Raw genomic sequence first — 19,967 nt, 5'->3', positions numbered from 1 at the left:
GGTTCACGCGGCGCTTTTGAGGCTCAACTCGACCAGCGCGCCATGTGGACTGTATCGGGCGATGCGGCGGGGGCCGTGGAACACGGCCATTGTGCCGTCCGGGTAGCGCCGCACCTTGACGTTGGCCTTGACGAAATGGTGTCGGATCGGACTTGGCGGCAGCTGCAGCCTCAGGCGCCCGAAGACGATGGTGTTGTCGCGGCCGACGATGCGTTCCTCCTCGATGCACAGGATCTCGGCGAGTTGGTTCGGATCGGCGGCGACGAAGGCGCTGTCGGCGATCTCGGGTGGCCTGGCAAAGCGGGCATTGTGGAGCGGCAGGTAGACCTCGGCGATGAAGCGGTTGGCTGCTTCGATGCCGGCGATGCCAGCCAGCGCAAGTTCCTTCGGCAGCCGTTCCTGCAACGTCGAGAAGGTACGCTCCGAGCGTCCGCGCGCCTCGGGCGAATACGCAGGAATGTGCTCGACGCCGAGCCTTTGCAGCGCCCGCCCGACCTGAGTGAGCCGTTGCTTGTCCACCTTGTCCCCGGCCTTGGGCGTGTAAAAATAGTGGCTGCCGCGATCGGTGTAGAGGCTCGACGGCAGGCCTTTGGCCGCAAACGTCTCCAGCAGGCCCTGGAAGCTCGAGGCCGTGCCCTCCTCTTCGACCAGGAAGGCCGAATAGAGCGTGCTCGTGGCATCGTCCATCGTCACGATCAGGTCCAGCTTCGGCTCGCCGGCCAGCCATGCATGCCGGCTGCCGTCCTGATGCAGCATCATGCCCTCGCAGGGCTTCCTGGGGCGCTTCCTGCGGTGCGCCCCGCGCCGCTTGGCTCGCTCCACCAGCCCGGCCGCGTGCAGTTGCGTCTTGGCGAAGGTGTAGCCCCAGCAGAAATTGTGGTCGCGAACCAGGTGCTCGTGAAAGTGCTTCACGTTCCAGCCAAAATACCGCTCCTGGTAAAGCCACAGCATCTCCTCCACCATCTCCCGCGGCGCGCGATGCCCCGAAACCCTGCCAAGGCGACGATCCAAAAGCCCGGCGTCCCCAGCCTCCTCGTAGCGGTCGCGGTAGCGCCGGAACTGCCGTTCCGACATGCCCAGCAACTCACCAGCCTCCAGCATCGACAAATCGCCGCGGTCCCAGCGGCTCAACACATCCCGAAACTTCTGCATTCTCCGGTCCTGTAGCCATGCCGTCCGTCTCATCCCCAGCCTCCATTCGCTGGGCGATAAAACCGGACAACTCAGGTGCTACCTAACCCGGACAACTCATGTGCTTACGACACACCGGGGCGTGTGCTCTTGCGGCTCGCACCTTTCGGGAGGATAATTCGGCGTCGGATGCATTTTCTGGGCGACAACCCGGATGCCCGCCCCGGCGAAGCCGCCGTGCTCCGTGGCCCCGGAGGGAGGTGTGCCATGACAAGTTACATCGTGCTGATGAACTGGACCGAGCAGGGCGCCAGAAACGTTCGCGAGTCGCCGAAGCGGCTCGACGCCGCCAGGAAGCAGCTGGGAGACATGGGCGGATCGTTCAAGGCGTTCTACCTGACCATGGGCGAATACGACATGGTGGCGGTAGTCGAAGCCCCCGACGACGCGGTCCTGGCGCGCTTCTCGTTGATGCTGGCGGCGGCCGGCAACGTCAGGACGCGGACGCTGAAGGCCTTCCCCGAATTCGCCTACCGCGAGATCATCACCTCGCTCGGATAGGCACAGTCGTGGAGGACCCGGACCGGCTGGTCCGAGACAGCCTCGTTCGTGCGCAACCGCTCGAGCGACGTCTTGACCGCGCCCGATTGTTCGTGGTCCTTCAGGTTGCTTTGCCAACCCAATGTCGAGACCATGCTGACCGTCTGGTACAACACGCGCTGCCCGGTTTGCGATGCCGGCATCAGCAGGCAGAAGCGGCGGTTGATCGAAGCGGTCAAGGCCGGACGGATCGAATTTCGCGACATCAATTTTGAACCGGCAGCGCTTGCCGGACATGGCGCGTCACTCGAGGATATCCGACGCCGGCTGCACGCCACCGACGCGGCGGGCAGGCTGCTGGTCGGCGCCGATGTGGCGATCGCCGTGTGGAAGGTCACGCCGGGCGAGGGCTGGCTGGCGACTTTGTTCGGCAATCCGGCTGCCTTGCCGCTGACACGCTTTGCCTATGATCGTTTCGCCGACCTGCTCTATGCCTGGAACCGGCGCAAGGGCCGCTGGTAGCGGTCCGTCATCAATGACCAGAAGTGCAAAAAAAGGTCCGGAGGACATCTCCGGACCTTTTTCGTGCGAGCTATCGGCTGGCCGGCTCGCAGAGCGAAAAGCAAGCCTCTGGCGCCGCATTCAGATACATCGTAAGATATATCTTGACTCCATCGATTGGCCTGCCTAAGTAAGATATATCGTAAGATACAACTCAAGGAGCAATCAATGCACAAACATTTTGGGAACAATCATTTCGGCGAGCGCATGTTCATGCACATGGCCGGCAAATTCGGCGGCAGAGGGGGCGGAGGGTTCGGCCCGTTCGGGCACGGCGGTCGTGGCGGTGGACGCGGCGGCCCCGGCGATATGTTCCGCGCCGGCCGCATGCTGGCCGACGGCGACCTCAAGCTGATCACGCTGTCGCTGCTGGCCGAGGCACCGCGCCACGGCTACGACATCATCAAGGCGCTGGAGGAGCGCACCAGCGGCATCTACAGCCCGAGCCCGGGCGTGGTCTACCCGACGCTGACCTTCCTGGAAGAGGCCGGCTACGCCGCCTCCGCCGCCGACGGCAACAAGAAGGTATTCTCGATCACGGAGGCGGGCCAAGCGCATCTCGCCGACAACCGCGAGATGATCGACGGCGTGCTCGAGCACCTCGAGCGTTTCGGCCGCAAGATGGCCAAGGCGCGCGACTGGTTCGGCTGGAACGACGAGAGCGAAGAGGGCGGTCGTCGCGGCGGTCGTGGTAGCCGTTCGGAAGCACGCGACGAGTTCCGTGCCGTGCGCCATCGGCTGCGTGCGGCTCTCGGCGACTTCGTCGATGCCCCGGCCGACAAGCAGGCCGAGGCGATCGCCATCCTCGAAGCTGCAGCCGAGGCGCTGGAAGCGCTGTCGCACAAGTAAGGTCTTCCGGCACGGCCGGACGCAGCCCTTGCCCGATGGGCCAAGGACCGATAGTGAAATTCATCCCGCGCCACGCTACATGGTGTGGGATGAATGCTGTTGGAGGAAGCTCGATGTCTTTTCTGAAGCGTCTTTTCGGCGGTGGCGGCGGCAGTGAAGCGGCCGAACCAAAAAACGCGGCGCCAGCCAAGCAGGTCGAGCACAAGGGTTTCCTGATCAGCGCCACCCCCTACAAGGCGGATGGCCAGTACCAGACCTGCGGCGTCGTCTCCAAAGAGGTCGATGGTGTGCTGAAGGAGCACAAATTCATCCGCGCCGACCGCTTCGCCGGACTGGATGACGCCGTCGACATCTCGATAAAGAAGGGCATCCAGCTGGTCGACGAGCAGGGCGAGCGGATTTTCGGATAGGGACGGGATTGGTCGAGGCGACGAATTTCGGCCTTCCGCCGAAGCGGTTATTCGCCGCCAGTTTCTCGAATGACGGCCGTGGGCCGCAAGCAGAGAGTCTCGACAATTGAGCGTAGCATTTGCCAAGGAGGAAAGTGCCGAGGCAGCATCGGAAACCATCCTGCCGGCTCACCCTATCTCCGATCGGATCAACCTCGTCACGGAGGCGGGTCTCAAGATGCTGCAGGATGAATTGGCTGGCGCTCAGCAGGCTCTCGAGGCCGCTAGCGTGCTTGAAGATGTCAACGACAGGCGCCGGCAGTCAGCGGTTCCGGTTCGAGATATGCGCTATTATGCCGAGCGCGTCCGTACGGCTCAGCTTATGTCGGTGCCCACGTCTAATGACGTTATCGCCTTCGGGCACACCGTTACCTTCAAGCGTGATGATGGCCGCACTCAGACCTTCCGCATCGTCGGTGAGGATGAGGCCAACCCGTCTCAAGCTTCCATATCGCATGGTTCGCCGGTTGCCATCGCGCTGACTGGCAAAACCGTTGGCGACTTTGTCCAGCTAGGGCAGCGCGAGCTTGAGATCCTGTCCATTTCTTAGTTGGACATCGGTATGGCGCACCACCGGGGCGAGTGCTTGGAACTAATGACGGGCGAGACTGTTCAGTTGTAACCTTGATATCACGCTGGCGAGCCCAGCCGTTGGGCAAGCGGCCCACCTTGAGGAGTTCTCATCATGATGATTTCGTCCAGAATTCGTTCACTCGCGGTTGCCGTCATTGCCGCCGGGGCCGTCAGCGTTGCCAGCGCCGCGCATGCCGACAGCGGCACGATCCGCTTTGCCATCTACAAGGCTGCCTTCTTCGTGGGCGGATCCGGAGGCGAGGGCACGCTGACCTTCCATGGTCGTCGCTATCCCATCTCGGTCGGCGGCGTCTCGGGCGGTCTCGCCTTCGGGGTTTCGAAGACCTATTTCCACGGGACCGTGCGCCACATCAGGCGCGCCCGGGATGTGACGGGGGTCTACGGTGCGGTGGGCGGTGGCGGCACGCTCGGCAAAGGGGCTCAGGTGATCGTCATGACCAATGACAAGGGCGCCCAGCTCGAACTGTCAGGCAAGCAGGTAGGCCTGCAAGTCAACGCCGATCTCAGTGGTATGTCCATCACGGTGAAGTAGGAGGTTCGTCAATCCTTGAAATGGACCTGGCTGTGGCGGCGCCGTGTGCCCTCTGGCTCAAATGCCCGCGATCGCCAAAAGCCAGGCCAGGATATCGAGCAGCAGTAAGAGCAGCGCAATCTGCAACGCCACCCGGAGCCGCTGGATAATTCGCCAGTTGCCGGCCATGTCCGCCTTGATGCGGAGGGCAAGCGCGCGGCGCATGGCCGACATCGTCGTCGGCTTGTCGCCGTCGACATATTGATGGAGCAGTTCTTCCGGATCGAAGCGGAACGCATATTGGTGGTAGGGCCAAAGCATGAAGACGATCAGCCCGCCGATGCCGAACAGCAGAGCCACCGCCGTCCAGTCCCAAGGCCCAAGACCGTTGGCAAGGGCCGCGCCGCCGAGCAACGAGTTTGCGAATGCAGTGGCAAAGATAAGGCTGCCGGCGCGGGTGCTCATGTTCTCCACAAGGGTCTGCTGTTGCGTGAGACCTCTCACCGCCTCCTGATAAATGAACGCAAGACGCGGATCGTCGTCGGCAACGCCGCTTGCGACAATTCTGTTGCTTTCTCCTCCACTCGGACGTTCGGCCATAACGGTGCCTCTCTGGTGCGGTAGGGATGCGCGAGTTTAGCTCAAATCCCTCGGTGCAAAAACACGTTGGCCGTGGACCACCGCACTGCGGCAAGGTCCCGAACGACTGGAAAGCGAACAGAACCATCGTCTGCCGAACGGGTCAGGCTCATGGTTTGCCTGGCCCGCGCAGTCCGGAACTCGATCCGGCCGAAGACTAAGCCGGCTGCAACTCCCGACGTGGCAGCGGCGGGAACGCGATGGCGATGCCGACCGCGCCAAGCCCGATGAGGGCCGAGCCGATGAACAGCCAGGAATAGTTGGCGTAGGCATCGAACACCATGCCGCCGGCAAGCGGTCCCAGTGCCATGCCGAGGCTGGACAGCATGGTGGCGGCGCCGAATACGGTGCCGAGGATGCGCTGGCCGAAATATTCGCGCGCCAGCACCGCATACAGCGGCATGACGCCGCCATAGGTGGCGCCGAAGATGACGGCCAGCATATAGAACTGGTCGAGCCGGCTGATCGAGAGATAGGCGGCAATGACGATCGCCTGGATCGCCAGGCCCGCGATCAGCACCGGCTTGACGCCCAGCCGATCGGCAAGCACGCCGTAGAAAAGCCGCCCGCCGAGGCCGGCGAGGCCCTCGACGCTGTAGATCGAGACGGCCGCCATGGGGGCGACGCCGCACAGCATGGCGTAGCTGACCATGTGGAAGATCGGTCCGGAATGCGCCGCGCAGCAGGCAAAGAAAGTGAGGCCGAGTACGATGAATTGCGGCGAACGCAGCGCCTGGCCGACCGTCAGGCCGGCGCCCTCGGCAACCGCCGCTGAGCCGGTATCGGCCACGGCGGGCTTTGGCGGCTGGCGCACCAGCAGCACCGCCGGCAACAGCAGCACCCAGGCGGTGATGCCGATGTCGAACATGGCGGTGCGCCAGTCATAGGCCGAGATCAGCCAGCGGGCGAAGGGCGAGATCGTCATCGGCGCCACGCCCATGCCGGCCGAGACCAGCGAGACCGCAAGGCTGCGGTTGGTGTCGAACCAGCCTGTGGTCAGCGCGATCATCGGCGCGAAGAAGGCGCTGGCGGCGAGGCCGACCAGCACGCCATAGGTGATCTGGAAGGTGAGGAGGGTGCCGGCTCGGCTGGCCAGCACCAGCGCCAGCCCGAGCAGCACCGCCCCGATCGTCACGACGATGCGGGCGCCAAAACGATCCGACAGGGCGCCCCAAGCGAAGCCGCCAAGGCCCATCACCAGGAAGTTGAGTGTCATGGCGCTCGAAATGCCGGCGCGCGACCAGTTGGTGTCGATCGCCATCGGCTCAAGGAAGATCGCCAGCGAAAACATCGTTCCGATGGCGACACAGGACATCAGCGCACCAGCGGCGACGATGACCCAACGATAGGAAAGGCTCATTCAAATCTCCCATGCCAGAGGGCAGCGCTGCGCGCTGCTTGCCTCCGAAGGACGCAGGCACCGAGGCCGATCCTACAATCCGGTTGCATTTTTTATCCAGTCTGAAAGGACGCTGTTCTTCGGTGGCATGGCCTTTTTTAGACGCATGTCGTTATCCTAAAACCGCTTTGCACTTTTAGGCGACATGCGTCAGATCGGCAGTTCCGACGTGTATTTGATCGTCTGGCTGGGAACGTCCGTCTTGACGTTCTGCACGCCCTTGATGCGGCTTAGATGCTCCGACTGGAAGCGGCGGTAGTCGTCGATGCCGGCCGCCACCACGCGCACCATGGCATCGCAGTCGCCGAGCATCAGATAGCACTCCATCACCTGCGGCAGTTTGGCGACTTCGGTGGCGAAATGCTCGATCGTGTCCTCGTCCTGCGCCTTCAGCCAGATGCGGGTGAAGAAGGTGAGGCCCTTGCCGATGCTGGCCGGGTTGAGCACGGCGACATAGCGGTCGATGATTCCGGCCTCCTCCAGCAGCTTCACGCGCCGTAGGCAAGGCGAGGGCGACAGCCCGACCTCATTGGCCAGATCGTTGTTGGCCATGCGGCCGTCACGCTGCAGCGCCCGTAGGATCCGCTTGTCGATCTCATCCAGCTTCATGGCTTTAGATTCCATCTATTCGGCAATTTGTGACACTCAATGCCGAAATTCGGTGAAATACAACAATATTTGCAACCAAATTGCGGGCCGATATCGGTATGTTTGCCGCCGACATCAGTTGATTTCAAACGCAGGGAAGCGGCGGCCGCGAGGCCAGCCGATGGAGAACCATGAGCATTTCAGAGGCAGTCAAGGCGGCGGGCGATGGCTCAAGATCCGAATTCCGCCGTGGCGTGACGTCATGCGCGCCGGTGCTGTTCGGCACCATTCCCTATGCGCTGGTGCTTGGCGCCCAGGCCAGACAGAGAGGCTTAAGCGTTGTCGAACTGTCGGCAATGACGGGACTGAATTTTGCCGGGGGGTCGGAATTCGCGGCGATCCAGCTGTGGACATCGCCGCCGCACATCGTGCTCATCGTCGCCATTACCTTTCTGGTCAACAGCCGTCATTTGCTGATGGGCGCGGCACTGGCGCCGTTCCTGCGCGATCTGCCGCGGCGCAAGGTCTTCCCGGCGCTGTTCTTCATGTGTGACGAGAGTTGGGCGCTGGGCTTGGCCGATGCCCGGAAGCGCAGTGCTGCCGGCATAACGCCGGCCTTCAGCCCGCGCTACTACATGGGCGCGGCATTGGCGATGTATCTCACCTGGGTGGCCTTCACCACGCTGGGTGCCGTGCTCGGCCCGATGCTTGGCGATGTCGAGGCCTACGGTTTCGACATGGCGTTTCCGGCCGTCTTCCTGGTGCTGATGCGCGGCATGTGGACGGGCATGGCGGCGGCGCGGCCCTGGCTGGTCAGCCTGGTCGTCGCGGCATTGGTGTATCTCTTCGTCCCAGGCGCCTGGTATGTCGCCGCGGGTGCCGTGTCGGGGCTGGCGGCGGCCTGGCTGACGGCAGGTGATGCATGATCGACGCAACGACCCTTCTCACCATCGTGCTGATGGCCGGCGTCACCTACCTGACGCGGATCGGCGGCTACGTCGTGCTGCGCAACCGCATGCTCAGCGTGCGAGCCACGGCGGTGATGGAGGCGGCGCCAGGTTGCGTGCTGATCTCGGTCATCGCGCCAGCCTTCGTGTCGCGCAATCCGGCGGATCTTCTGGCGCTGGCGATCACTTTGATCGCCGCGACGCGGCTGTCCATGCTGCCGACCGTGCTGATTGGGGTCGCTTCGGCGGGGCTGTTGCGGTATCTGATTGGCTAGAATGAAAAAAGGCAGGCGCGGCGCGCCTGCCTTTTCATCCAGATGATCGGTGTGACTTACGCGGCAGCCGCGATGTCGCGGCGGGCGGCCACCACGGCGTCGACTTTGGCGGTCGCCTTGGCGAGCGCTGCGGTCACCGCGTCAGGGCCCATGCCGACGCCTTCGATGCGGATGACGTCGACATCGGTCATGCCGAGGAAGCCGAGCACGCCGCGCAGGTAGGGAATGGCGTGATCGAACTGCACGGCCGCACCTTCGGAATAGATGCCACCCGAAGCCAGCACGATATAGACCTTCTTGCCGGTGACGAGACCCTTGGGGCCGTTCTCGCCATAGGCAAAGCTCTTGCCGGAACGAGAGATGTGGTCGACCCAGGACTTCAGCGTTGAGGAGATGTTGAAGTTGATGAAGCCTGTGGCCAGGATCACCGTGTCGGCGGCGAACAGCTCGTCGAGCACTACATCGGAGACGCCGACGACTTCAGCTTGGCGCGGAGTGCGGGCTTCTGCCGGCACGTAGATGCCGCTGGCGTAGTCGGCGTCGATATGGGGGAGCGGATTGGCGACGAGGTCGCGCACGACAAGCGTGTTCGACGGATCGGCGGCGACGAGCTTTTCAGCGAATTCGGTAGCGATGCGAGTCGAATGCGAGGCGGCGCCGCGCGGGCTCGAAGTGACGAGAAGAATGGACATTTTGGGGCTCTCCAGCGGTTGGAATGATTTGTCCCGCCAGATATGGGGCTATCGACCCATTCGATAAACTGGTATATTTTCTATACGATCCATCCATAAGTTAGATATAGCGATGCAGCCCAACCCAACCCTCGACCAACTTCAGATCTTTGTGACAGTCGCTGATACCGGCAGCTTCTCGGCCGCCGGCCGCAAGCTCAACCGGGCGCAGTCCGTCATCAGCTATGGCATCGCCAATCTCGAGGCGCAGCTCGGGCTGAAACTGTTCGAGCGCGAGGGGACGCGCGAGCCGCAGCTGACCGAGATCGGCCGGGCGATGCTGGAGGATGCACGCCGCATGGTCGGCGTGCTGCAGCGCATTCGCTCGCGCGTCGACGGCCACCACCAGGGGCTTGAGGCGGAAGTCGCGCTGTCGGTCGATGCGGCGCTGCCCTCACCGGTGCTGGTTCGGGTGCTGAAGGCATTCGAGGCACAGTTTCCGACCGTGATGCTGCGCCTGCACATCGGCACGCTTGGGCTGATCCCCGATCATGTCGTCAGCGGGCAGGCCGACCTTGGCATTGGCGGGCTGCTGGGCGAGGTCGACGTGCATCTTGTGCGGATCGGCTTCATGTCGATCGTGCTGGCCGCTGCCCCTACTCACCCGCTGGCGTTGCTGCCAAAACCAGTGGCGATCGAAGACGCGCGCGAACACATCCAGCTTGTCGTCACCGATCAATCGGAGCGCACCAAGGGGCGCGACTTCGGCGTCTACGCCTACCGCACATGGCGGCTGACGGACATGCGCACCAAGCATACGCTGATGCGCGAGGGGTTGGGCTGGGGCGGGCTACCGCGCTGGCTGATCGCCGACGATCTGGCGAGCGGCCGGCTGGTCGAACTCGACCTCGAGTCCTTCAGGGAGGTGAGTTCTCCCCTGTTTGCCATGCATCGCAACGATCGCAGCCCGAAGCCGGCGGCGGCCTGGCTGATCCACCAGTTCAAGCGACAGCTCCGCTGCTTCAACGAGTTCGAACCGGGCGAGGTGCCTGAGGAGGAGCCGGAGACAGACCTTCGATCAGTGCCATGAGCACGGCGCGGTAATCCTCGGCCGAGGCACCGGCCTCGATGGCCAGCGCGACGCGGTCGAAGGCAGCGGCAAAGAGCGCTGTCAGTGCCTCCGCCGGCAATCTCGTCATCGTCTGCGCCCGCATTGCCGCAACCAGACCTTCGCGCAGCGGATAGCAAACGCGTCAATCTCGGCATCGTCCAGGGCGACCATGAGACAATCCCGGAAGAGGGGCGGGGCCGCACATTGGGCCTGCTGATCAATTTCGAGGTTCGCGATCCCGACGCGGTCTACGAGCGCGTCCTTGCCGCCGGCCTGCCGATCCTTCGATCCTTGCGCGACGAGCCCTTCGGCCAGCGCCATTTCATCACCAAGGACCCCAACGGCGTGCTGATCGACGTCATCAAGCCGATCCCGCCCAGCGAGGAATTTCTGGCGCAGTATGCGGACGGGGCGGCGGGAGCCTGAAAGGCGGCCGTTGGCAGGAACTGTCGGCAGAGGCGGCGCCGGAGTCGGGATCGCTTGGTCGTCCCCATGGCCTCGCTCTATGATGGCGCGACAAACGCGAGCCTGCCCATGCGCAAGGTCTGTCTTATCCGCGCCCCGTCCAACCTCGGCCTCCGGCCGCTGCGGCCCAGCCATGTGCCGGGGACGTGGCGGGCGCCGCAGGCCCTGAGCGAGGCCGGCCTGGTCGAGATGCTTTCGCCGGCCAGGGTGGTCGATCTCGAGCGGCCCGCCTACAGCACCGAACCGCGGCCGGGCACCCGGCTGCGCAACGGTCTCGCGATCCGTCGTTTCAATCTCGAGCTTGCCGAGATCGTCGCCGACGCGCTCAGGCGGGGCGAGTTTCCCTTGGTCATCGGCGGCGATTGCTCGATCCTGCTCGGCGCGCTGGCGGCGGCGCGGCGCTCCGGTCCGCTGGCTCTGGTGCATGTCGACGGGCACAGCGATTTCCGTCATCCCGGTAATTATGATGTCGACGCCGTGCTCGGCTCGGCCGCCGGCATGGACCTTGCGCTCGCCACCGGGCGTGGCGAGGCGTTGCTTACCGAGTGGCCGAGCATTGACGGTACGCTCGTTGCCGACGAGCAGGTGATCCAGATCGGCGAACGCGAGAACCGCAACGCGGACTTTGCCTGGCCGGATGTCAACGCCACCGCCATGACGCGGATTGACGTCTTTGCCGCGCGCGAACTTGGCGCGGCGAAAGTGCTGGACAAGACTCGTGCGGCGCTGGCGCGGTTTCCCTACTGGCTGCACCTCGATATCGACGTGCTCGACCAGACGGTGATGCCGGCGGTGGATTCGCCGGGCAGCCCCGGCATCGATCCGGACGATCTCGTCGCCATCCTCTCGGTGTTGGCAGCCGGCCCCGCCTGCATCGGCATGGACATGACGATCTTCGATCCCGACCTCGACCCGACCGGCGACCTGGCGGCGTTGCTGGTGTCGCTACTCGGGCGGGTGTTTGCGCCGCTACAGCGCTAGCTCGCCCTTGGCACCGGCGTCACCGTCACCTGGCTGACGCCGGTGCGGCGCACGACCGTGCACAGCGTCTCGCGGCCGATGCGTTCGGCGTCGAGCAAACGCACCAGGTCGTCGACGCCGGTGACCGGGCGGCCATCGATGGCGGCGATGATGTCGCCTTCCTTCAAGCCAGCCTTGGCTGCCGGACCGTCCTTTTCGACGCTGCGCAGCCGAACCGCCGTCTTGCTCGACACTTGCGACAGAAGGGCGGCGCGGCGCGGCAAATTGGCTGTGTCGGCCGAAACGCCGATGAACGCCCGGCGCACGCGGCCGAAGCGGATGATTTCCGAAATGACGAAATTGGCGGTGTTGGAGGCGACCGCGAAGGCGATGCCTTGCGCGCCATGGATCATGGCGGTGTTGACGCCGATGACCTCGCCGGCCGACGACACCAGCGGCCCGCCGGAATTGCCGGGGTTGAGTGCCGCGTCGGTCTGGATGACATCGTCGATCAGCCGGCCGGTCGAGGCGCGCATCGAGCGGCCGAGCGCCGAGACGACGCCGGAGGTGACGGTCCACTCGAAGCCCAGCGGGTTGCCGATGGCAATCGCGATCTGGCCGCGCCGCAGCCGCTTGGAATCGCCCAGCGGCGCCACATCGGCAAAGCTGCCATCGGCGCGCACCAGTGCGATGTCGGTGTCGGGATCGCGGCCGAGCACGCGGCCTTCGCGGGACGCGCCGTCCGGCATCGAGACGCGCACTGTCCTGGCATCGCCGACGACATGGAAATTGGTGACCACCAGCCCGTCCGGCGCGATGACGAAGCCGGAACCGTGGCCGCCCTGACCGCCAATGCGCTCGATGCGGCAGACGGCCGGGCCGATGCGGTCGACCGCATCGGCGACCGTCGTCGAATAGGCATCGAGCAGCGTATCATCGGTTTGGAATTTGGCGGCGGCGAGGGCCATGGAAGGGCTCCGTGTGTTCAGGCTTGATCGTGACTATATGTGCGGAGCGGCTGGAACCGCCGCGACCTGACCAGATGGCCAGTCAAACCACCGACTAGCCGTCAGGCGAGTATCTCTAGGCGCGCTATCGAGCGATATCTGGGGCATGGATGAACCCAGGAGACCAATATGAGCGATTTCAATCTGAGTGCGTTTTCGGAAGCCATCGCCGATCTCGCCGCCAAGGCGGCGCCGGCAACGGCGAGTTTCGCCACGCATCATCACCGCACGGCAAGCGCCTTTCATTGGCGTGACGGTTATTTCGTCACCGCCGAAGAGGCTGTCGAGGCCGGCGAGGAGATCGAGCTGGTGCTGGCCTCGGGTGAGACGGTGAAGGCCGAACTTATCGGCCGCGATCCTTCGACCGGCGTCGCCCTGCTGAAGCCGGCTACTGCCGTCAACGCCGAGCCATTGGCCAGGGCTGGTGCGGTGCGGCCCGGCAACATCGCAATCGCCATCGGCAACAGTGACGGTTCCGCTCTGGCCGTATCGGGCTCGGTCGGCGAGGTCGGCCCGGCTTGGCGTTCGATGCGCGGCGGCACCATCGACAGGCGCATCAATCTTGCCGTCGGCGCTGGCGGCCGCTTCGAGGGCGGCCCGGTGCTCGACGCCAAGGGTGCGCTGATCGGTATGCTGTTGTTCGGGCCGCGCCACCGGGCGCTGGTGATGCCTTACGAGACAATCGAGCGGGCGGTTGCGACGCTGCGCGAAAAAGGTCATGTCGCGCGCGGATATCTCGGCGCCGGCCTGCATCCGGTGCGCGACCGCGACGCGCATGGCGCGATGGTGATGAGCCTCGACGAGGATGGCCCGGCCAAGGCCGCCGGCCTCTCGCTCGGCGACATCATCGTGGCGTGGAACGGCGAGGCCGTGCATGGCCCGCGCGACCTGATCCGCAGGCTCGGGCCCGACAGCGCCGGCGCTTCGGTGACGCTCGGCGTCATACGCGGCGGCGAACAGCGTGATGTCGCGCTGACGATCGGCGAAAAGCCACTTTCCTGAGAGGAGTGATGGACACGCTCACCAGCGACCGGATCATGACTGACGGTGCCGTCTCGCGGCGGCTGGTGGTGCTGATTGCGCTTGGCGATGCGTCACGCGCCGAGCGCCTGGCGGCCTCGCTAGCGGCGAGCGATGACCTGCTGCCGGTCGTGGCCGGCGCCGGCAGAGCCGACGTCGCCATCGTCGACGACAGCAGTGGCGACGCCGTGTCGGCTTCCATTCCACGGGTGCTGCTGTCGGGACGCGCCAATATCGAGCGGCCTGCCGGCGAGGTGTTGGCCGTTATACCCGCTGGCGCGGACGATTTGCTGATCGCTGCCGCGGCGCGGCTGGCAGCGGCCGGCTATCGCGTATCTGGCGACGGCAGAGGCGGGCGCCACGAGGATTTCCATGCCGGCGAGGGCGAGCCGTTCGAGGATGAAGCCTCCGACGAGCATGCCGCCCGCCCAACGCTGTCGCCACGCGAGGCGGAAGTGCTGGCACTGCTGGCCGAGGGCGCGCCAAACAAGGTGATCGCGCGGCGGCTGAACATTTCCGTGCACACGGCGAAGTTCCACGTCGCCGCGATCCTGATCAAGCTGGGTGCCGCCAACCGCACCGATGCGATTGCCATTGCTATGCGGCAAGGGCTGGTGCTGGTCTGATATCGATCACACCGCCGCTTCAATATCGGTGAGGCGGAAATCCTCACCCTTGAACAGCAGCGGCATGGCTTCGAGACGCGCCGTGGCGTAGGCGATGCAGTCGCCAAAATTCAGCGCCGCCGGATGCCGGCCCTTGCCGTAGCGCAGGAAGGCCTGGCGTGCGACGGCGGCATGGTCGGCGGTAAAGGCAACGGTCTCGATCGAGGCGGTGCGCAGGAAGTCGTCGAGGCGATCAAGGATTTCATCCTGCCTGCCGCCGGCGAGCACCATCGTCGTTTCAAGAAAGGTTGGCGCCGCCAACAGCCGCCTTTTGGCCTGTGCGATCGCCAACACCAAACGCTCGTGACCAGGCTCGGCGCGCAGGATAGCGACCAGGGCCGAGGAATCGACGATCATTTCGTCGGGATCCCGAATTCGTCGTAGCCGAGGATTTCGTCATCGGTCATCGCATTCTCGCGCTTGGGAACTTTTCCGGCGCTGTCGGCAATCGCCATCAACCGCCGAAACAAGTCATCGGTTTCGTCGCGCGGCACCAGCCGCTCGCGCGCAACTTCACGCTCAAGGCTCTGGCGGATCGCCTCCGTCACCGACACGCGGCGGCGGCGGGCGAGTTCGCGCGCCAGTTTTTCGACTTCCATGTTTTTGATCGACAGTGCCATTCTATAGTCTGCCCATTTGTATAGAATATATATCAGCCGACCGGCAAATCCAATGGGTTTCCTATCGCCACGCATGCCAGCCTCCGCAGCGTCACCACGGCGTCGCACCGCAAGCTCTTGTATCCGTGACCGCCACAGGCAAGGATTATGCAAGGAAAAATACGCAGGCGGAGGAAAAATGTCGCTCAAGGGAAAGACGCTGTTCATCTCCGGCGGGTCGCGCGGCATCGGGCTGGCGATCGCGCTGCGCGCCGCGCGCGATGGCGCCAATGTGACGATCGCGGCCAAGACCGCCGAGCCGCACCCGAAATTGCCGGGCACGATCTACACAGCGGCTGAAGAGATCGAGCAGGCCGGCGGCAAGGCGCTGCCTGTGCTGTGCGATATCCGTGAAGAGGCGCAGGTGGCCGAGGCGGTTGCAAAGACCGTGGAAAAGTTCGGCGGCATCGACATCTGCGTCAACAATGCCAGCGCCATCCAGCTCACCGGCACGCTGGAGACCGACATGAAGCGCTACGATCTGATGCACCAGATCAATACGCGCGGCACCTTCCTGGTCTCCAAAATGTGCATTCCACACCTGAAGTTAGCCAGCAATCCTCATATCCTGAATCTGGCGCCGCCGCTCGATATGAAGGCCAAGTGGTTCAAGAACCACGTCGCCTACACGATGGCCAAGTTCGGCATGTCGATGTGCACGCTGGGCATGAGCGCCGAGTTCGCCAAGGATGGCATTGCGGTCAATTCGCTATGGCCGATCTCGACCATCGATACGGCGGCGGTGCGCAATCTGCTCGGCGGCGCGACGGTGGCGGCGATGAGCCGTTTGCCCGACATCATGGCCGATGCCGCGCATGCCATTTTCATGCGGCCATCGCGCGAGGCATCAGGCAATTTCTACATAGACGAGGAGGTGCTGCGCGCCGAGGGCGTCAGCGACTTTTCGGTCTATTCGCCAGATGCGACCGGGCCTTTGGCCGGCGACTTTTTTGTCCCCGATGAGGTATTTGCCCGCACAGACAGCAAGATCAGGAATATCTACTAGACCCCGGCGTCGAGCCAAGCCATCCGCCACTCGTTAAGTCGCAGGAAAGCCTGCTCAAACAGGCGATAGGCATCGATCCTGCTGGAATGATCAACGCCGGCCGGCGCCTGCCTCACTCCACCTCGCCCTTCTTGCCTTTGCTCAGACCCATCAGCCGGTCGATATAGGCGAGCATGAACGCCGAGATGACGAAGGCGAGATGGATGATGGTCAGCCACATCAGCTGATCGGTCGTGTAGGACGACGAGTTCAGGAACACCTGCAAAAGGTGGATGGAGGAGATGGCGACGATGGTCGAGGCGACCTTGACCTTCAGCGACCCGACATCGATCGTGCCCAGCCAGTGGACGCCACCGTCCTGGTCGTCGAAGCGGCTGACGAAATTCTCGTAGCCCGAGATGATGACCATCACCACCAGCGAGGCGACCAGTGCCGCGTCGATGAGACCGAGCATCTTCAGGATGGTGTCGGTGTCGCCGAGCGTAAAGGCCAAGGTGATGAACTCGTAGAGCTTCTTGCCGAACGACAGCCCATAAATGGCCAGCGCCACACCCAAACCGAGATAGAAGACGACCAGCAGCCAGCGCGAGGCAAGAATGATCGATTCGATGGCGAGTTCGAGACGCTTCATGAGGTGGTTCCGGTTGGTTCTCTAGTCGGTCGGTCGTATTTCGGTCAGGCCACCGCAGTTTGCAAGACAAAAAAACCCCGCCGGAGAGGGTCCGGCGGGGCTCACTGCGTCCCGCTGGAGTCGGGACGGGGCAGGGAACGCCCAGCCTGAATCTGGGGTAGGTGCACCTTCGATTCAATGAGCCCGGTTGCATACCGGTACAATTCTTGTTGAACCCGGCACGTCGATCCATCCCCGGCAGGGCCGGGGATGGATGCTTCTCGTGCCGATTCCACAAACCAGGTCATGGTTTTGAAATCATGGCCTAATTGTTGCTGGCCACAGGCGCCACCAGCGAGGTGATGCGGCGGATGGCAACGCGCCGGTTTTCGCGGTTGGGGGCCGCCGTGTTGACCTTCAGGTACTCCTCGCCATAGCCCTGCGTGGTCAGGTTCTCCGGCGGTATGCCGAAGGCGTTGGTCAGCGCCTCCGCCACCGATTCCGCGCGGCGATCGGACAGAGCGAGGTTCGCCTCCGGTGTGCCGACCGCGTCGGTGTGGCCTTCGATCAGGAAGGTCTCGGCCGGGTTCTTCTTCAACAGCTTCTCCATGGCAGTGGCGACGCCCTCGAGCTTCTGCACCTCGGTGTCGGAAATAGAGGCCGAGCCGAATTCGAAGTTGAGCGTGTCGAGATCGACGCGGCGTGCGATGTCGCGCACGCGGGCCGATCGCTTGACCTCGTCGATCGAGTAGAGCCGCTGCACCCGTTCCACCGGCGGTTGTTCGAGGAAGGTGTAGTAGTCGTCCGGATCCTCTACATCCTCGGAGTCCAGGATGTACTCTTCGCGCGGAATGGTGAGCCGTATCGGCGGCAAGTCGTCGCCCGGATCGCGCCAGTCGCTGTCATCCTCATAGTGCCGCTCGTCGACATAGCTCAGCACATACTCGCGTCCATCCGGCGCAATCCGCGAACGCTGGATGACATCGCCGTAGCGGTTGCGGATGGTGACGATCTGGACACCGTTGTCACGCTCGACAATTTCCCGGGTGCGATCGCCCGACAGATCCTCATAGTACACGTTCCTGGCGCCGCGGTGCATGCGCGGAGCGTCATTGCTTTCCACGATCGTCTGGTTGTTGAACTGGAGAATGACGCGGTCGCCGAGTTCCCTGACGACGTCGACGCCTTTCGGACGCCGGCGGTCGCGGACGTTCTCATCTGGTGCACGCTCGACGCGTTTGCCCTTTTCCTCCGTCACAGGGGCGATCTTCTCAGGCTGGATTGCCTGCTGGGCCGACCTGTCGTCGGTGGGTGGTGGTCCCTGGTCGACCGGGGCAGGCTTTGGAGCCTGCACCTGCTCGCCATTCTGCTGGGCAGGCTGGTTGGCCTGCTCGCCACTCGCATTCTCGCCTCCCTGCGGACCGTTCTTGCCCTTGCGCTTGCGCAGGACATCCTTCTGGCTGTCGAGGATGGGGGCCGCATTCTTGTCGGCTGGGGCTTCACCCTGGGCCGCATTTCCACCCTGGGCCGGCTGTTCACCTTGGGCCGGCTGTTCGCCGGTCACGGGCTGCCGGCCATTGGCGGGTTGTTCGGCCGTCGACGGTTGTTCTCCGGTGGCCGGCTGCTCTCCCGTCACCGGCTGTTCGCCGACAGGCTTCTTGCCGCGCTTCTTCTTTTCCTGAGGCTGCTGCTCGCCCTCGGCGGGCGCCGCCTGCTGCTCGGGCTGAAGCGGTTCGGCTTGCGGAACCGGCTCGCCGGCGGGCGCTTGCTTCCTGGCCGGCGCCTGTTCGGCGGGTGCGGCTTCGATCTGCTGGTCCTGCTTGTGCTTCTTGCGCAGGGGCTGTGGGTTGTTGTCGTTTGCCGGGGCCGCCTGCTCGGCAGGTTGTTCGGCCGGCGCCTGCTCAGTCTGCTGCCGCTGATCGCGCTTCTTCCTGCGCGGCTGCTGTTCCTCGGCGGGTGCGGCCTGTTCGGCCGGCGCCTGTTCGGTCTGCTGCTGCTGAACGCGCTTCTTCCTGCGCGGCTGCTGTTCCTCGGCGGGTGCGGCCTGTTCGGCCGGTGCCTGTTCGGTCTGCTGCTGCTGATTGCGCTTCTTCCTGCGCGGCTGCTGTTCCTCGGCTGGAGCGGCCTGTTCGGCCGGTGCCTGTTCGGTCTGCTGCTGCTGATCGCGCTTCCTGCGCGGCTGCTGTTCCTCGGCTGGAGCGGCCTGTTCGGCTGGTGGCTGCTCGGTCTGCTGCTGCTGATCGCGTTTCTTCCTGCGTGGCTGCTGCTCCTCGGCGGGCTGCTCGCTCTGGGCAGGCGCTGCCTGCTGTTCAGGCGCGGCCCTTTTGCGCTCGGGCTTTTGTTCCGGCTTCGCCTGCTGCTTCTGCGCGCAGGCTTCGGCCGATTCGCCCTCGGCGCACGCCGCTTGCGCCAAAATGAATGGGGCTGACGTGCGCTGGGTAGGGCCGAACGCGGCACTTTCCTGAAGCGGGAACGCGCCCAACGGCGCGGATGCCATAAGCAGGCCAAGTGCGGTGCCGGCCAGAATCCGTGGTTGGCGTTTCATCGAAAACTCTCCTTGTGGGGTCCCATCCTTGCCGAAACCGATCTTGCGTCGATTGGTTCCGGTTTGGCGTGAATAGAGGCCGTGCAGGGCGATTGGCCGGCCTTTTGAAGGCAACTTCGTGTCTTTCACCCGGTGCCGCCGCATTCGGCCCGTTGCCCCGCTTGACCTTGCCGGCGGCTAGGGCCACATGCCGGGAATGGAAACGCCATTCTGGAAAACCAAGACGCTGGAGGCGATGAGCCCCGCCGAGTGGGAATCGCTCTGCGACGGCTGCGGCAAATGCTGCCTGTCGAAGCTCGAGGACGAGGATACCGGCGAAATCTACTGGACCAGCGTCGGCTGCCGGCTGTTCGACGCGCAGACCTGCCGCTGTTCGGACTATGCCAACCGGCTGGCGCGCGTTCCCGACTGCGTTGGGCTGACGCCGCAGAATGTGCGCACCATCAGCTGGCTGCCCAGCACCTGCGCCTACCGGCTGGTGGCCGAGGGCCGCGATCTCTACTGGTGGCACCGGCTGGTGTCGGGCAGCGCCGAGACCGTGCATGAAGCCGGTATCTCGATGCGCGGCCGGGTCAAGGCGAGCGAGACCGATCTTGCCGAGCCTGAAGACTATTTTGACTACATGCTGGACGACGAGCCCTGAGGCTCGCGCCGGGACGACGAGCCCTGAGGCTCGCGCCGGGGGCGACGAACCGCAGGGGTCGGGTTGGGGGCAGGTGATCTTCAGCCAATCCGCTGGGTCGGAACCGGGTGCCGAGCCAACTT

25 protein-coding genes and 1 pseudogene are annotated in these 19,967 nt (G+C 64.2%); 15 read left to right on the top strand and 11 right to left on the bottom strand.

Features of this window, described 5'->3' with window-relative positions; genetic code table 11:
* Window positions 1-3: 3 nt before the first annotated feature.
* Entirely contained in the window at window positions 4-1,152 is a 1,149-nt protein-coding gene (locus NKI73_RS19160) for an ISNCY family transposase (protein WP_352632353.1), read from the bottom strand.
* A 246-nt stretch (window positions 1,153-1,398) separates the two neighbouring features.
* Here NKI73_RS19160 and NKI73_RS19155 point away from each other — a divergent pair, with 246 nt between their 5' ends.
* From NKI73_RS19155 to NKI73_RS19130, 6 genes are all read left to right on the top strand, one after another.
* On the top strand, window positions 1,399-1,692 hold the full coding sequence (locus tag NKI73_RS19155) for a GYD domain-containing protein (protein WP_128288901.1): 294 nt from the start codon (window positions 1,399-1,401) through the stop codon (window positions 1,690-1,692).
* Between the two features lie 132 nt (window positions 1,693-1,824).
* Window positions 1,825-2,193: a thiol-disulfide oxidoreductase DCC family protein gene (locus tag NKI73_RS19150; RefSeq protein ID WP_352632420.1), complete on the top strand. Its 369-nt coding sequence runs from the start codon at window positions 1,825-1,827 to the stop codon at window positions 2,191-2,193.
* A 207-nt stretch (window positions 2,194-2,400) separates the two neighbouring features.
* A complete protein-coding gene (locus NKI73_RS19145) occupies window positions 2,401-3,081 on the top strand; it encodes a PadR family transcriptional regulator (RefSeq protein ID WP_352632352.1) in 681 nt (226 codons plus the stop codon).
* 113 nt (window positions 3,082-3,194) lie between these two features.
* Window positions 3,195-3,491, top strand: a complete 297-nt coding sequence (locus tag NKI73_RS19140; RefSeq protein ID WP_352632350.1) for an HlyU family transcriptional regulator — start codon at window positions 3,195-3,197, stop codon at window positions 3,489-3,491.
* 106 nt (window positions 3,492-3,597) lie between these two features.
* On the top strand, window positions 3,598-4,080 hold the full coding sequence (gene greA / locus NKI73_RS19135) for a transcription elongation factor GreA (RefSeq protein WP_352632348.1): 483 nt from the start codon (window positions 3,598-3,600) through the stop codon (window positions 4,078-4,080).
* Between the two features lie 135 nt (window positions 4,081-4,215).
* On the top strand, window positions 4,216-4,656 hold the full coding sequence (locus NKI73_RS19130) for a lipid-binding SYLF domain-containing protein (protein ID WP_352632346.1): 441 nt from the start codon (window positions 4,216-4,218) through the stop codon (window positions 4,654-4,656).
* 57 nt (window positions 4,657-4,713) lie between these two features.
* Here NKI73_RS19130 and NKI73_RS19125 read toward each other — a convergent pair whose 3' ends face one another.
* From NKI73_RS19125 to NKI73_RS19115, 3 genes are all read right to left on the bottom strand, one after another.
* Window positions 4,714-5,235, bottom strand: a complete 522-nt coding sequence (locus NKI73_RS19125; RefSeq protein WP_352632344.1) for a hypothetical protein — start codon at window positions 5,233-5,235, stop codon at window positions 4,714-4,716.
* Between the two features lie 196 nt (window positions 5,236-5,431).
* Window positions 5,432-6,634, bottom strand: coding sequence for an MFS transporter (locus NKI73_RS19120; RefSeq protein WP_352632342.1), 1,203 nt, complete (start codon window positions 6,632-6,634; stop codon window positions 5,432-5,434).
* A 189-nt stretch (window positions 6,635-6,823) separates the two neighbouring features.
* Window positions 6,824-7,282: an Lrp/AsnC family transcriptional regulator gene (locus tag NKI73_RS19115; RefSeq protein ID WP_224571096.1), complete on the bottom strand. Its 459-nt coding sequence runs from the start codon at window positions 7,280-7,282 to the stop codon at window positions 6,824-6,826.
* 170 nt (window positions 7,283-7,452) lie between these two features.
* Here NKI73_RS19115 and NKI73_RS19110 point away from each other — a divergent pair, with 170 nt between their 5' ends.
* Both NKI73_RS19110 and NKI73_RS19105 read left to right on the top strand, forming a co-directional pair.
* The gene (locus NKI73_RS19110; RefSeq protein WP_352632339.1) at window positions 7,453-8,187 is read left to right on the top strand and encodes an AzlC family ABC transporter permease; all 735 of its coding nucleotides are present in this window, start codon (window positions 7,453-7,455) and stop codon (window positions 8,185-8,187) included.
* Window positions 8,184-8,483, top strand: a complete 300-nt coding sequence (locus tag NKI73_RS19105; RefSeq protein ID WP_352632338.1) for an AzlD family protein — start codon at window positions 8,184-8,186, stop codon at window positions 8,481-8,483. The genes NKI73_RS19110 and NKI73_RS19105 overlap by 4 nt, the downstream gene beginning before the upstream one ends.
* A gap of 56 nt (window positions 8,484-8,539) precedes the next feature.
* On the opposite strand, the gene NKI73_RS19100 is transcribed toward NKI73_RS19105, so the two are convergent.
* Window positions 8,540-9,175, bottom strand: coding sequence for an FMN-dependent NADH-azoreductase (locus NKI73_RS19100; protein ID WP_352632336.1), 636 nt, complete (start codon window positions 9,173-9,175; stop codon window positions 8,540-8,542).
* A gap of 112 nt (window positions 9,176-9,287) precedes the next feature.
* Between NKI73_RS19100 and NKI73_RS19095 the strand changes: the two genes are divergently transcribed.
* On the top strand, window positions 9,288-10,244 hold the full coding sequence (locus tag NKI73_RS19095; protein WP_352632334.1) for a LysR family transcriptional regulator: 957 nt from the start codon (window positions 9,288-9,290) through the stop codon (window positions 10,242-10,244).
* Here NKI73_RS19095 and NKI73_RS19090 read toward each other — a convergent pair.
* Window positions 10,177-10,392, bottom strand: a pseudogene (locus tag NKI73_RS19090) (TetR/AcrR family transcriptional regulator); the annotation flags it as partial. The gene NKI73_RS19095 and the pseudogene NKI73_RS19090 sit on opposite strands and share 68 nt — an antisense overlap.
* Here NKI73_RS19090 and NKI73_RS19085 point away from each other — a divergent pair.
* Together NKI73_RS19085 and NKI73_RS19080 are read left to right on the top strand one after the other, a co-directional pair.
* Window positions 10,344-10,691: a VOC family protein gene (locus tag NKI73_RS19085; protein ID WP_502905615.1), complete on the top strand. Its 348-nt coding sequence runs from the start codon at window positions 10,344-10,346 to the stop codon at window positions 10,689-10,691. The pseudogene NKI73_RS19090 and the gene NKI73_RS19085 overlap by 49 nt on opposite strands.
* A 108-nt stretch (window positions 10,692-10,799) precedes the next feature.
* The gene (locus NKI73_RS19080) at window positions 10,800-11,711 is read left to right on the top strand and encodes an arginase family protein (protein ID WP_352632330.1); all 912 of its coding nucleotides are present in this window, start codon (window positions 10,800-10,802) and stop codon (window positions 11,709-11,711) included.
* Here NKI73_RS19080 and NKI73_RS19075 read toward each other — a convergent pair.
* Window positions 11,708-12,658 carry a S1C family serine protease gene (locus tag NKI73_RS19075; RefSeq protein WP_352632328.1) on the bottom strand — a complete coding sequence of 317 codons (951 nt, stop codon included), beginning with the start codon at window positions 12,656-12,658 and terminating at the stop codon, window positions 11,708-11,710. The genes NKI73_RS19080 and NKI73_RS19075 overlap by 4 nt on opposite strands.
* 168 nt (window positions 12,659-12,826) lie before the next feature.
* Here NKI73_RS19075 and NKI73_RS19070 point away from each other — a divergent pair, with 168 nt between their 5' ends.
* Both NKI73_RS19070 and NKI73_RS19065 read left to right on the top strand, forming a co-directional pair.
* Entirely contained in the window at window positions 12,827-13,699 is an 873-nt protein-coding gene (locus tag NKI73_RS19070) for a S1C family serine protease (RefSeq protein ID WP_352632326.1), read from the top strand.
* 8 nt (window positions 13,700-13,707) lie between these two features.
* Window positions 13,708-14,343, top strand: a complete 636-nt coding sequence (locus NKI73_RS19065) for a helix-turn-helix transcriptional regulator (protein WP_352632324.1) — start codon at window positions 13,708-13,710, stop codon at window positions 14,341-14,343.
* A gap of 6 nt (window positions 14,344-14,349) precedes the next feature.
* On the opposite strand, the gene NKI73_RS19060 is transcribed toward NKI73_RS19065, so the two are convergent.
* Together NKI73_RS19060 and NKI73_RS19055 are read right to left on the bottom strand one after the other, a co-directional pair.
* Window positions 14,350-14,739, bottom strand: a complete 390-nt coding sequence (locus NKI73_RS19060; RefSeq protein WP_352632323.1) for a type II toxin-antitoxin system VapC family toxin — start codon at window positions 14,737-14,739, stop codon at window positions 14,350-14,352.
* Window positions 14,736-15,002 (bottom strand): type II toxin-antitoxin system VapB family antitoxin, encoded by a 267-nt coding sequence (locus NKI73_RS19055; RefSeq protein WP_352632321.1) that lies wholly within the window; start codon window positions 15,000-15,002, stop codon window positions 14,736-14,738. The genes NKI73_RS19060 and NKI73_RS19055 overlap by 4 nt, the downstream gene beginning before the upstream one ends.
* A 178-nt stretch (window positions 15,003-15,180) precedes the next feature.
* Here NKI73_RS19055 and NKI73_RS19050 point away from each other — a divergent pair, with 178 nt between their 5' ends.
* On the top strand, window positions 15,181-16,047 hold the full coding sequence (locus tag NKI73_RS19050) for an SDR family oxidoreductase (protein WP_352632320.1): 867 nt from the start codon (window positions 15,181-15,183) through the stop codon (window positions 16,045-16,047).
* Window positions 16,048-16,159: 112 nt separating this feature from the next.
* On the opposite strand, the gene NKI73_RS19045 is transcribed toward NKI73_RS19050, so the two are convergent.
* A complete protein-coding gene (locus NKI73_RS19045) occupies window positions 16,160-16,678 on the bottom strand; it encodes a TIGR00645 family protein (protein WP_352632318.1) in 519 nt (172 codons plus the stop codon).
* A gap of 304 nt (window positions 16,679-16,982) precedes the next feature.
* Window positions 16,983-19,202 (bottom strand): OmpA family protein, encoded by a 2,220-nt coding sequence (locus NKI73_RS33675; RefSeq protein ID WP_502909568.1) that lies wholly within the window; start codon window positions 19,200-19,202, stop codon window positions 16,983-16,985.
* Between the two features lie 196 nt (window positions 19,203-19,398).
* Here NKI73_RS33675 and NKI73_RS19030 point away from each other — a divergent pair, with 196 nt between their 5' ends.
* Window positions 19,399-19,845, top strand: coding sequence for a YcgN family cysteine cluster protein (locus tag NKI73_RS19030; RefSeq protein WP_183462112.1), 447 nt, complete (start codon window positions 19,399-19,401; stop codon window positions 19,843-19,845).
* The last annotated feature ends 122 nt before the right edge of the window (window positions 19,846-19,967 follow it).

Source organism: Mesorhizobium sp. M0496, from assembly GCF_040321205.1.
Classification (GTDB): Bacteria; Pseudomonadota; Alphaproteobacteria; order Rhizobiales; family Rhizobiaceae; genus Mesorhizobium.
This window is presented reverse-complemented; position numbering and strand designations above follow the sequence as displayed.